The organism is Catenulispora pinisilvae (assembly GCF_015356865.1).
Lineage (GTDB): Bacteria > Actinomycetota > Actinomycetes > Streptomycetales > Catenulisporaceae > Catenulispora > Catenulispora pinisilvae.
In genome coordinates this window covers 1-11,440 of the sequence record NZ_JAAFZA010000294.1, presented here as the reverse complement: position 1 = coordinate 11,440, position 11,440 = coordinate 1, and the positions used below count along the sequence as shown (strand labels likewise).

General features: G+C 69.3%; 10 protein-coding genes, 1 tRNA gene, 1 other RNA gene and 1 pseudogene. 7 read left to right on the top strand and 6 right to left on the bottom strand.

The annotated features are described in order from the left end of the window. Together IZR01_RS43565 and ffs are read right to left on the bottom strand one after the other, a co-directional pair. Window positions 1-1,754, bottom strand: a 1,754-nt coding sequence (locus IZR01_RS43565; protein WP_194927249.1) for a DNA polymerase III subunit gamma and tau, incomplete at its 3' end; no start/stop codon positions are given. 35 nt (window positions 1,755-1,789) lie between these two features. Then, window positions 1,790-1,886: signal recognition particle sRNA small type (ffs, locus tag IZR01_RS43560), an RNA gene on the bottom strand. A 53-nt stretch (window positions 1,887-1,939) separates the two neighbouring features. Between ffs and IZR01_RS43555 the strand changes: the two genes are divergently transcribed. Both IZR01_RS43555 and IZR01_RS43550 read left to right on the top strand, forming a co-directional pair. Next, window positions 1,940-2,024 (top strand) — tRNA-Ser (locus IZR01_RS43555). A gap of 88 nt (window positions 2,025-2,112) precedes the next feature. Next, a complete protein-coding gene (locus IZR01_RS43550) occupies window positions 2,113-2,652 on the top strand; it encodes a GNAT family N-acetyltransferase (protein WP_194898483.1) in 540 nt (179 codons plus the stop codon). Between the two features lie 99 nt (window positions 2,653-2,751). Here the strand turns inward: IZR01_RS43550 and IZR01_RS43545 are convergent, their stop codons facing one another. The 3 genes from IZR01_RS43545 to IZR01_RS43535 form a co-directional block, all read right to left on the bottom strand. Next, window positions 2,752-3,246, bottom strand: a complete 495-nt coding sequence (locus IZR01_RS43545; protein WP_194927248.1) for an FBP domain-containing protein — start codon at window positions 3,244-3,246, stop codon at window positions 2,752-2,754. A 124-nt stretch (window positions 3,247-3,370) separates the two neighbouring features. After that, on the bottom strand, window positions 3,371-4,879 hold the full coding sequence (locus tag IZR01_RS43540) for a hypothetical protein (protein WP_194898485.1): 1,509 nt from the start codon (window positions 4,877-4,879) through the stop codon (window positions 3,371-3,373). Window positions 4,880-4,904: 25 nt separating this feature from the next. After that, window positions 4,905-5,423 carry a SigE family RNA polymerase sigma factor gene (locus tag IZR01_RS43535; RefSeq protein WP_194898486.1) on the bottom strand — a complete coding sequence of 173 codons (519 nt, stop codon included), beginning with the start codon at window positions 5,421-5,423 and terminating at the stop codon, window positions 4,905-4,907. A gap of 209 nt (window positions 5,424-5,632) precedes the next feature. Between IZR01_RS43535 and IZR01_RS43530 the strand changes: the two genes are divergently transcribed. The 3 genes from IZR01_RS43530 to IZR01_RS43520 are packed head-to-tail and all read left to right on the top strand — an operon-like array spanning window position 5,633 to window position 7,575. After that, window positions 5,633-5,929: a type II toxin-antitoxin system VapB family antitoxin gene (locus IZR01_RS43530; protein WP_194898487.1), complete on the top strand. Its 297-nt coding sequence runs from the start codon at window positions 5,633-5,635 to the stop codon at window positions 5,927-5,929. Further along, window positions 5,926-6,222, top strand: coding sequence for an LppU/SCO3897 family protein (locus tag IZR01_RS43525; RefSeq protein ID WP_194927247.1), 297 nt, complete (start codon window positions 5,926-5,928; stop codon window positions 6,220-6,222). Before IZR01_RS43530 ends, IZR01_RS43525 begins: the two co-directional genes overlap by 4 nt. A gap of 48 nt (window positions 6,223-6,270) precedes the next feature. After that, a complete protein-coding gene (locus IZR01_RS43520) occupies window positions 6,271-7,575 on the top strand; it encodes an MFS transporter (RefSeq protein ID WP_194927246.1) in 1,305 nt (434 codons plus the stop codon). Here IZR01_RS43520 and IZR01_RS43515 read toward each other — a convergent pair. Next, window positions 7,506-8,981, bottom strand: coding sequence for a CCA tRNA nucleotidyltransferase (locus IZR01_RS43515; protein WP_194927245.1), 1,476 nt, complete (start codon window positions 8,979-8,981; stop codon window positions 7,506-7,508). The genes IZR01_RS43520 and IZR01_RS43515 overlap by 70 nt on opposite strands. Before the next feature lie 56 nt (window positions 8,982-9,037). Here IZR01_RS43515 and IZR01_RS43510 point away from each other — a divergent pair, with 56 nt between their 5' ends. Next, a complete protein-coding gene (locus tag IZR01_RS43510) occupies window positions 9,038-11,155 on the top strand; it encodes a hypothetical protein (RefSeq protein ID WP_194898491.1) in 2,118 nt (705 codons plus the stop codon). Window positions 11,156-11,208: 53 nt separating this feature from the next. Next, window positions 11,209-11,440, top strand: a pseudogene (locus IZR01_RS51705) (ATPase); the annotation flags it as partial.

Genomic DNA, 11,440 nt, shown 5'->3' with positions numbered 1-11,440 from the left:
GCGCTTTCGGGGGCGGGCGACGCCGGGGCGAAATCGCTTGGCGGTCGCCGGTTGGTGTCGGGCGCGGCGGAGCCACGCGTGTCGCTTGGAGAGGCTTGCGGCTCCAGGGTCGGCGCGCCGCCGCCAGGGCCTTGAGCCCAAGGCGGGGTGCCCAGCGCGCCGCCACTGGACTGCTGACCACCGGCATCGCCGCTCGGCGCATCGGTGCCCTGTTCCCAAGGCGGTGTTCCAAGTCCGGTCGACTGCTGATCACCAGCGCCGCCCGGCCCGCCGGCATTCGGCCCGCCAGCAGCTTGCTGCTGACCACTACCGCCGCTCAACTCGCTGGGATTCGACCCGCTGGCAGCTTGCTGCTGACCACCAGCGCCACCCGGCCCGCTGCCACCCTGCTCCCAGGGCGGCGTCCCGAGTCCCGCCGGCTGCTGCCCCTCGGCACCCCGCGCGCCTCCGCCGGCCTCCGGCATCGCGTCGGAAGCCTCCTGCTGACCCGCGCCACCGGGCGGCCGCACCGGCGGCTCGTCGTACTCGTCGGCGACCACCCGCGGCCCGCCGGCCATCGGCGCCATCGGCGCCGGTGCGGCGGCGCCCAGCACCACGCCACGGCGCTCCAGGCGGTCCACACGGGCGACCAGGCCCTGTTCGGCGTCGTCGGCGCCGGGCAACAGCACGCGGGCGCAGACCAGTTCCAGCTGTAGGCGCGGGGCGGTGGCGCCACGCATCTCGGTCAGGCCGGTGTTGACCAGGTCGGCCGCGCGGGACAGCTCGGCGGCGCCGAAGGTCCGGGCCTGGGCTGCCATCCGCTCGAACTGGTCGTCGGGGACGTCGATCAGCGCCCGGGCCGCGCCGGGGTCGGTGACCGCGTTCAGGACCACCAGGTCCCGGAAGCGTTCCAGCAGGTCGGCCAGGAAGCGGCGGGGGTCGTGGCCGCTCTCGACCACCTGGTCGACCAGGCCGAACACGGCCGCGCCGTCGTGCCCGGCGAAAGCCTCGGTCAGCCGGTCCAGCAGCGCGGCGTCGGTGTAGCCGAGCAGGCCGGTGGCCATCGCGTAGCTGACACCGTTCTCGTCGGCACCGGCCAGCAGCTGGTCCAGCACCGACATCGCGTCGCGCGCCGAGCCGGCACCGGCCCGCACCACCAGCGGCAGCACCTCCGGCTCGACCTTGATGCCCTCGCGCGCGGTGATGTCGGTCAGGTGCTCGCGCAGCACGCCCGGCGGGATCAGCCGGAACGGGTAGTGGTGGGTGCGCGACCGGATGGTCCCGATCACCTTCTCCGGCTCGGTGGTGGCGAAGATGAACTTCAGGTGCGGCGGCGGCTCCTCCACCACCTTCAGCAGCGCGTTGAAGCCCGCCGAGGTCACCATGTGCGCCTCGTCGATGATGTAGATCTTGAACCGGGACGCGGCCGGCGCGAAGAACGCCCGCTCCCGCAGATCGCGGGCGTCGTCCACGCCGCCGTGCGAGGCCGCGTCGATCTCGATCACGTCGATCGACCCGGGCCCGCCGTTGGCCAACTCCACACACGACCGGCAGACCCCGCAGGGTGTCGGCGTGGGCCCCTGTTCACAGTTCAGGCAGCGCGCCAGGATCCGCGCGCTGGTGGTCTTGCCACACCCCCGCGGCCCGCTGAACAGGTAGGCATGGTTCACCCGGCCGTTCCGGAGGGCCTGCTGCAAGGGCAGGGTCACGTGCTCCTGGCCGACGACCTCCTCAAAGGTCTCGGGCCGATAGCGGCGATAGAGCGCGAGGGACACGTAGCAAAGGTAGCGGCTGACACCGACAACAGGACAAAAAAGAACTCCCATGCACCCGCCAGAGCACACCGACCCTTGCTGCCGTCAAGCCCTGGGGGAGTTGAGTGTGATGACGCCGCATGGGAGTCCGGGGACAAGCATATAGGAGTGCGGACCCACCTTGGGAGTCGGGTATGCTTTCCGGCGGAGGATTCGCCTAGTGGCCTAGGGCGCACGCTTGGAAAGCGTGTTGGGGGCAACCCCTCACGAGTTCGAATCTCGTATCCTCCGCATCCGCCCAGGTGGGCGTGAGAAGGCCCAGACCATCGGTCTGGGCCTTCGGTGTCTCTACACTTCCCCCCGAGCCGAGGAAACGGCAATGTCGGAACCGGTGTCACCGTTTGCTGAGTACCTCCCGTCGCCGGTCAGCCGGGCGGCGGCGGTGGTCCCTGCGCTACGCGAGGCGGTCGGGGACGACCTCGATGCGTTGGCCGAGGTGCAGGTCGAAGCGCGGGGCGGGACGGTCTCGGACTGGACCGGGCGGATCGCGCGGACGCTGGGCGACGAGCGGAGCGTGGTGGTCGTCGCGCGGGTCGGGGCGGAGGTCGCCGGGTACGCGAATGTGATTCATCTCGCAGCGCACACCGGCGACGGCGCGCCCGAGGGGCACTACTTGATGGGCGTGTCGGTGGTGCCGCGGTGGCGGCGGCGCGGGATCGGGGACGCGTTGACCCGGTGGCGGATGGCCTGGGTCTGGGAGCGGGAGCCGGACGTCTGGTGCTTCGTCTCAGCGGCGAATCCCGCGTCCATCGACCTGCACCTGGACCTCGGGTTCGTCGAAGTGCGACGCGCGCCGGTCCTGCAAGGAGTGCCCTTCGACGGTGGCGAAGGGGTGTTGCTGCGGGCCCGCCGGCCCTGAGCGCATCTCACACTTTCGAGTGACGCAGGCACCGCACGGCCACTTTCGAGTGACGCGGGCACCGCACCGCGGGCCCCACTCGGCACCTCGCCCCAGCCCTCACACCCCGAGCCGCACCAGGAATTCCTCAAGCTTCTCGGACATGCGCGCGATCTGCTCCTCCGTGGTCAGCATCTCCTCGATCCGGCCGCCGAGCGCGGGCGTCTTCGACCCGCGGATGTACAAGGAGCACGCGAGGTCCGAGCACAGATAGAGCCCGGCGGAGTTGCCCTGGCGTCCGGCGTCGCCGGCCTTGCGCCCGGTCATCAGCGTGACGCCGCCGCCGGGATGCGCCGTGAAGCACAGCGTGCACATGTTCCACTTCAGGAATCCCTTGCGGCTGGCGGCACTGCGCAGCGTGACGCCGATCAGCCCGTCCCCACGCGGCGTCACCAGGTACGCCCGGTCCAGGGCCCGGTGGTCACGCCAGCCGAGAAAGTCGAGTTCGGACCACGGCAGGTCGGCCATGTCCCGGGGCATCGGAATACGTTTCGCCTCACCCTTGGAACAGTTGGCGAAACTGTCGCGGAGGGCGTCTTCGGTCACGGGGTGCATGAGATCGAGCTAACAGGGCGCGCCCGGGGACGGTAAAGCGGATTTCCCAACCCCTTGCCTATGACAGTGCCCGGGCCATGTACGGCCCGGGCACTGTCCACTGTGTGACCTATTACTGCGTGGGCTACTGAAGCGTCGCGAGCAGCGGGGTCGCCTGGGCGATGGCCGCGGACAACTGACCGCTCTGCGCCGCGGCCGCGAATTGATCAGCGCTCACCTGCGGCAGGGCGTATGGCCCGTCCGTCTCGGAGTAGGTCTGCCCGGGCGGAGTGATGACCTGGACCGGAACGCCGGTCCGACTGGCGTCTGTCTCCAGCGTCATGGTCACTCCCGGCTTGCTGGCGTCATCAGGGAAGAACCAGTACTCGTAACTGGAGAAGCCGTCCGTAGAGATGGTCCCCTTGCTGTCCATCGGCTTCTCAGCCCAGACCTCCAGCGTCCCGCCGGGCACCGCCTTGTTCGAGCAGTTCACGTTCGGCGGGCACCAATTGATGTTCTGCCGATACCTGCTCTGGCTCCCCGTCTCCCACGTCACCACGTTCTTGCCGGTCGACCCGGTCACCACCATGTTCACCTGCATCATCGACGTCTCGATGCCGGCCTTCACGCCCGCCGGGAGCGCGGGCGCCGCGGCCGCGACGATCTGCGACGCGGTCTGGGTGAACTTGTCCTGCGTCCCCTTCGAGACCGCGGTGTTCGGATCGAGCAGGGATTCCAGTCTGTTCATCCCCGGCTTGGCCAGCATCGCGACGACGTCGTCGGCGGACACCATCAGGCCTGCGGGGTCGAAGGACGAGTCGTTGCGATTCAGATCCGGCGGCCACGCCTCGCCGGTCGGATAGTCCGACGGCTCGTGCTCCGCGTACTGAAACTTCGCGGTCGTCGTCGACATCTCGATGTTGAACTCGTACTTGCTCCGGTCGTCCGGGACGAAGGTCACCGACAGATCCTCGGCCGCGATGGTCTTGGCCGCGCTCGCCTTCAAGGTGTCCGCCGGATAGTGGTCCCCACCATCACGGAGCGCATCAGCAGCGGTGGTGCTTCCCTGATGGATGTAGACCGTCCCGCCCTGGACCGCCTTGGTCTGGCAGTCCATCTTCGAGGGGCAGGGGATGGCCTTGAGGACGTCGGCTTGGCTGGTCGGCGCCGTCCCGACCCACATGGTCACCTGGTTCGTGCCGGTCGCCCCGGTCAGAAGGGCGGGAGAGCGGGGGTCGGGGCTGAAATCCGTGGCCGGCGCTCCGGCGGTGATCCCTTGCGGCAGCAACGGCTGTAGCAACCCGGGCAGCTGCCATTTGACGTCCAACGCCTTCTGCACGCTGCCCCCCGCCGGCCCGAAGGGCAGCTTCCCGCTCGGGTTCGCCGAGCTGGCGGCGGACGTCACCTGGTTCGCCGGGCCCTGATTCCCGTGCCTGCCCGGCGTGGCCCCGGACACCAGGGCGAACGTCCCCATCACGGCCACCGCGCTCAACGTGGCACCGCCGACGGCGAACATCCGGTTCCGGCGCCGCTGCCCGTCCCCGCGGGCGATGGACCCGCTCGCGAGGTCCCGCAACGGCGGTTCGGCATCGGCGAAGGCCGTGCCGAGCAGACCGCGCACGGCCCCGTCGTCTTCGTTCATCTCGATACTCATGTCAGGTCTGCTTCCTCGCTCCTGCTCACGATCGGCCTGACGTCTCGGCTAATCCGGCCAACGGTTCCCGCAACAGCGCCAGGCCGCGGCTGGCCATGCTCTTCACCGCGCCTTGGGAGATGTCGAGGATCCCCGCGGTCTGCTCCACGCTCATGTCCTCCCAGTACCGCAGCACCACCACGGCACGGGTACGCGGAGGGAGTTGCTTGAGCGCGGCCAGCACCGCGAGGCGGGTCTCGGTCGGTTCGGCCGGCGACGCCTTCTCGGGGAGGTGTTCCAGGGGCACCGTGTCCCGGTGCCGCTTCCTGGAGTCCAGAAAGCACCGGTAGACCACCTGCCGCGCGTAGGCACCGGGGTTGTCCGCGGCCCGGACCCGGTTCCAATGGCGGTAGATGCGGTCGAAGGCGATCTGGACAAGATCCTCTGCGAAGTGCCAGTCACCGCAGAGCAGGTAGGCCGACCGCCGCAGATGGCCCTGGCTGGCCACCGCGAACTCGCGGAATTCCTCCCGGAAATCGGGATGCTCCGCGCCACGGCTTCCCATATGGATTCTCACGTCAGTGTCGACTCACGTGACACCCGCACAGGTTCGTAGGAAGCCCGATATTTTCTCCCGGCGATGCCGCGCTCATCGGCCATGCCGGCCCCCACCACGTCGGGAACATCACAGTCCGGTCCCGAACCGTCACGATTTTGTGCCCTCTTTGCCGATCGGGAGCCACCTTGCCGAACCGGTCCGGCTACCCTGGTGCCGTGATCTTCAAGCGCATCGGCGAAGGGCGGCCCTACCCCGACCACGGACGCTCCTTCAAGGAGTGGGCCGAGGTGGCCCCGCGCCAGATCCGCCTGGACCAGCTCATCACCACCAAACGCCACCTGGACCTGGACGCCCTGCTGTCGCAGGACTCCACTTTCTACGGCGACCTGTTCGCCCACGTCGTGCACTGGCACGGCGGCTACTACCTGGAAGACGGCCTGCACCGCGCGGTGCGCGCCGCATTGCAGCAGCGTACGGTGCTGCACGCCCGGGTGCTGGACCTCGACGAATGAGGGGCCGGACCGCCACGCTGACCGGCGCCGCCGTGATCGTCGCGGCGCTGGCCGCCGTGCTCTGGTACGCGAACCGGCCGGGACCGTCGGCGGCCAAGGCCGGCGACTGCGTCACGGCCCCGGCCGGCGGCAGCTTCAAGACCGTCGGCTGCACCGACGGCGGCGCGGCGTTCAAGGTGGCCGCGGTGCTCGCCGGCGGCGACAGCAACAGCTGCGACGCCTATCCCGCGGTGGTCCTGTCCGTTGTGGACAAGGACCGCACCAAGACTCTCTGCCTCGACAGCGCCAAGTAGCGACGCCGCTGCGGGCTCCGCGGGCGCCGGGCGCACTACGCTGCCAGAGTGAGTGATCTCCGGGAGTTGCTGAGGTCCGGGCTCTTCCGGCGGCTGTTCGCGACCCGTCTGACCGGTCAGTTCGGCGACGGCGTGTTCCAGGTGGCCCTCGCCGCCTTCGTCGTGTTCTCCCCGCAGAAGGAGGCGACGGCCGCCGACGTCGCGAAGGCGTTCGCCACGCTGCTGATCCCGTTCACCGTCATCGGCCCGTTCGCCGGCGTGTTCCTGGACCGCTGGCGCCGCCGCCAGGTGCTGCTCTACGCCAACCTGCTGCGGGCCGTGATCGTGCTGCTCGTGGCCACCCAGGTCCTGGCCGGACACAGCGGATTCCTCTTCTACGCCTCCGCGCTGGCGGTCCTGAGCTGCAACCGCTTCATCCTCGCCGGGCTGTCCGCCGCTCTTCCACAGGCTGTGGACAACGATCGGCTCGTGGTGGCCAACGCGGTCTCGCCGACCGCCGGGACGCTGGCCGCGACGCTCGGCGGTTCCGTGGGTGTGGTGGTCCGCGCACTGGTGGGGGCCGGGGACGGCGCGAACGCCCTGATCCTCGTCGTCGGCGCTGTCCTCTATACGGGGAGCGGTCTAGTAGCGCGCACCATGCCGCGCGACTCGCTCGGTCCGGACGAGCGTCCCCAGACATCCACCTGGAGCGAGCTGAAGGTCGTCGCCCGGGGCCTGGGAGAGGGCCTGCGACATCTCAGGGAACGCAAACCCGCGGCCGCAGCTCTAGCCGCCATCACCGCGAACCGGTTCTGTTACGGCCTGACGACCATCATGGTCCTGCTGCTGTTCCGCAACACCTTCAACGATCCGCAGAACACCAACGCCGGCCTGCGCGGCTTCGGCACCGCGGTCGCGGTCTCCGGAGCCGGCTACTTCGTCGCCGCCGTGGCCTCGCCGATCATCTTGCGCCATATCGGTTTCCCGACCTGGATCACGGTCTGCATGGTCGCCTCCGCGATCGTCCTGGCCGCGTCCGCCACCTGGTGGCGCGTCCCGCCGTTGCTGGCTGGCGCGCTGGTCCTGGGGTTCCTGGCGCAGGGACAGAAGATCTGCACCGACACCACTGTGCAGCGCAATGTAGACGACGCATATAGAGGACGCGTCTTCTCGCTCTACGACATGCTCTTCAACGGCGCCTTCGTCGCGGCGGCGGCGGTGGCCGCCGCGACCCTGCCCGCGTCCGGGAAGTCGATCGCGCTGCTCTACGCGACCGTCGCCGTGTACCTGCTGGGCGGAATCGCCTACGCCTGCTTCCGTTCGGCGTCGCGTTCGGCCCACCAGGACCGCAGTTCGGTGACCGCCGTTTCGTGATCCACCGGGCCGCGGTCCATGCGCAGCTCCAGCAGGAACTTGTACGCGGCCCCGACTTCCGGTCCAGGCCTGATGCCGAGGATCTCCATGATCTCGTTGCCGTCCAGATCCGGGCGGATCGCGTCGAGCTCTTCCTGCTCGCGCAGTTCGGCGATCCGGCGTTCCAGATCGTCGTAGGCGTGCTCCAGCATCAGGGCCCGGCGGCGGTTGCGGGTCGTGCAGTCCGAGCGAGTCAGCTTGTGCAGCCGCTCCAGCAACGGCCCGGCGTCGCGCACGTAGCGGCGCACCGCGCTGTCCGTCCACTCCGCCTCGCCGTAGCCGTGGAACCGCAGATGCAGCTCGACCAACTGCGAGGTGTCGTCGATGATCTCCTTGCTGTACTTCAGTTTCCGCAGCCGCGAGGCCGTCATGTGCGCGCCCACGACCTCGTGGTGATGGAACGACACGCCGCCGCCGGGTTCGAACCGGCGGGTCTTCGGCTTGCCGATGTCGTGCAGCAGCGCGGCCAGGCGCAAGATCAGGTCCGGGCCGTCGGTCTCCAGCGCGATGGCCTGTTCCAGCACCGTCAGCGTGTGCTCGTAGACGTCCTTGTGCCGGTGGTGCTCGTCGATCTCCAGCCGCAGTTTGGGCAGCTCCGGCACCACGATCTCGGCCAGCCCGGTGTCCACCAACAGTGTCAGGCCGGCCCGCGGATTCGCGGCGGTGAGCAGTTTGGAGAGCTCGGCCTGCACCCGCTCGGCGCTGACGATGGTCAGCCGTTCGGCCATCTCGGTCATCGCCTGCCGCACCTGGGGCGCGACGTCGAACCCGAGCTGCGCGGCGAACCGGGCCGCGCGCATCATCCGCAGCGGATCGTCGGAGAAGGACATCTCCGGAGTGCCGGGAGTACGCAGCAGACCCGCGTCGAGGTCGCTCAGACCGCCATAGGGATCGATGAACTCGAACCGCTCGGGATCGGCGGTCAGCCGCACCGCCATGGCGTTCACCGTGAAGTCCCGGCGGAACAGGTCGTCCTCGATCGAATCGCCGTAGGCCACCGAGGGCTTGCGCGACTCGCGGTCGTAGGCTTCGGAGCGGAAAGTGGTGATCTCCAGCTTGGCGCCGGCCTTCTGCGCGCCGACCGTCCCGAAGGCGATGCCGACATCCCACACCGCCTCGGCCCAGCCCTGCACCAGTTTCAGCACCTGCTCCGGGCGCGCGTCGGTGGTGAAGTCCAGATCGTCGCCGGGTCGGCCCAGCAGCGCGTCCCGGACCGGACCGCCCACCAGAGCCAGGCTGTGACCTGCGGCGGCGAACCGGCCGGCGAGCTCGCCGAGCACCGGCGCGACTCGTAGCAGTTCTGTTACCGCCGCCCGCTGTGCCTGGTCAAGCTGCGGGTCCGGGAGTCGCTGCTGGTCGGTGTGCATGGTGTCCGAGTTTACGTGTCGGGGCGCGGTGGCCGGGCCGGACTACGATTCGTCAGGTGACCAGCCGAGTCTTGCGCGCACTCTCCGCCTTCACGCTGTTCGTGGGTGCCGCGAGCCTGCTGCCCGGCAGCGCGCGCGCCGACACGGCCCACGCGGATTCCCCAGCGGTCCAGGTCGGGATCACCGGGGTCTCGCCCCAGATCCCGAACTTCGCCAACCTCTCCGAGCCGATGACTTTCTCCGGCAAGGTGGCCAACACCAGCTCGACCACGCTGCGGGACATCCATCTGGAGGTCCGCCGCTCGCTGGTGTACAACCGCTCGGCGATGGGCTCCACCCCCAACGGCGGCGGAGGGCAGCCGGACATCGCGAGGGTACCGGTCGCCAAACTCGCCCCGGGCACCACCCTGAACTGGCAGTTCACGCCGAAGGAGCTTGAATTCTTCGGCTCCAACAAGCCGACGTCCGGGGTCTACGCGGTCGATATCGACGCCTTCGACTCCGACGGGACCTTTCTCAGTGGTGCGCGAACGTACACGCTGTGGCAGCCGAAGCAGCCAGAGGGCACCAATGTGGCCCGGCTGGCGTTGCTGTGGCCGGTGGTCGGCCAGCCCGGCCTGACCGGGCAGAAGGTGCCGAACTCGGCGGCGGACCCGATCGTGGCCGACCAGTCGACGGCGCAACAGTTCGCGCCGGGCGGCCGGCTGGACCGGATCCTGGACGACGCCTCGGGCATCCCGGTCAACTGGCTGGTCGATCCGGATGTGCTGTACACCGCGAACGCGCTGGAGAACGGCTACTTCTATCCCGACAAGAACGGGAAGCTGACCGGCGGCCCCGCCACGGATCCGACGAACTGGTACACCAAGGCCACCGGCCTGCTCGGGGCCGGGCAGAACTGCTGGAACCTCCTGTACGGCGACCCGGATCTGAACACCCTGTCCCGCAGCGCGGCCGGCCAGGATCTGCTGAACGTGGCCGCCGGCACCAACGCCGGAGTCGGCGGCTGCCGGCAGAGCGACCAGGTCATCGCCTGGCCCTCCGACGGCCAGGCCGACGCCACCACCCTGAACGCGATCGCCAATACCAAGACGCCCAGCCTGGTCCCGCTGGTCGGCTCGAACGCGGCCTACTCCTGGCCGTCAGCGCACGCCGCGCTGCCGAACAGCCCGAACACGATCGTCTACGACAACTACCTATCGTCCGTCTTCACCGACCCCGCCAAGGCCACCCCGACGCTGAGCGACACCGGCGTCCTGGCCGGACAGCAGTGGCTGGCGCAGACCGCGCTGGCCGCGCGCGACGACACCAACCGGGCCCTGGTCGTGGTGCCGCCGCGGGACTTCGACCCGGCGCCGGCTCTGGTCAGCGCCATCAAGGCCATCAACTCGGTACCCCCCAATTACCAGTGGTACGGGCTGGACAACCTGGACCGGGTGCTCAGCGCACCGGCCACGCCCGAGCACATCTCGGCACTGACCAAGCCCGCCACGCCGAACGCGCCGACCGCCGTGGTGCAGACGGCCTGGGACAGCCAGCAGCTCTACCACGCGCTGCACTCGATCATGCCGGGGCACACGTACGACACCGCCGTGCCGCTGCGGCCGGTGGCGACCTGGTGGCGCAACCACGGCGGCGACCAGACGTACGCGCAGACCGTTTACAGCGCGGTGGTGGCCGACCACGGTCTGGTGTCCTTCGGTACGCAGACCCCACCCTTGACGATGTCCGGCAAATCCGGAACAGTCCCGGTGACGATCAACAACCGCACCAACACGACCATCCGCATCTATCTGCGCGCACACGATGAGGGCGCGCACACGATGGAGCTCAAGTTCGATGAGGACCAGGGCCCGCACACCGTGGACCCGGGCCAGACGGCCACGGTCCGTATCCCGGTACAGGCACGGGGTAACGGGCAGCAGGTGACGCTCAGCGCAACTCTCTACACCTGTGAAGACCTCAGCCAGAACTGCACGTATTATCCGTCGAACTTGTTCACACCCCTGAAGGGCGGCTTCACCACTGTCACCGTGAAGGTCAGCCGCATCGGCATCATCGCCCTTGCTCTGATCATCGGATCGGGATTGCTGCTGATCCTGCTGATCGGATTGCGCGTCTACCGCGCCAAGCGCGCCCATCACGCCCCCGCACAGGACACAATGGCAAGTTGAAACACCGACAATGATCGGACGACCGACCCACGGACGCGGGGAGCGCTGGAGAAATGACGAGCGACGGCAGTGGTCTGTGGCATCCGGATCCGCCGCGCGAGGACGACGACTCCCGGCCCCGACGGGCGCCGCAGCCCGGTCCGGGCGGACCGCAGGGTGGTGATCCTCGTCACGCTCCGGCCCCCGGGCCCGCTCCCCAGCAGCCGTGGACCCCGGCGCAGCCCGAACCGCGCTTCGACCCGCAGACCGGCCGCCCGCTAGCCCCCGGCCAGGCCCGGCCCCAGC